Below are 243 nucleotides of genomic sequence, written 5' to 3' on the forward strand. Positions count from 1 at the left end.
GGGTATTGCAGAAATTGACTTACACTCCGCGCTAAAAAAATTCTTTGCTTTTCCTGGCTTTAAGGGTCTTCAAGAAGGAGTGATCAAAAATGTAATAGAAGGTAATAATACTTTTGTTATTATGCCTACTGCTGGTGGGAAATCCTTATGCTATCAGTTGCCTGGTTTAATTAAAGTTGGTACTGCAATTGTGGTATCAGCTTTAATTGCGTTAATGAAAAACCAAGTAGGTCCGTTTAGTGC

At 37.0% G+C, this 243-nt stretch carries 1 protein-coding gene; it reads left to right on the forward strand.

Translation table 11 applies throughout. The features are described from left to right. Positions 1-13 precede the first annotated feature (13 nt). Positions 14-243 (forward strand): DEAD/DEAH box helicase (locus ACRHOC_RS15020; RefSeq protein WP_431159427.1); only part of this gene is annotated, 230 nt, incomplete at its 3' end.

Origin of the sequence: Winogradskyella poriferorum (assembly GCF_050618035.1) — a bacterium.
GTDB lineage: Bacteria > Bacteroidota > Bacteroidia > Flavobacteriales > Flavobacteriaceae > Winogradskyella > Winogradskyella poriferorum_A.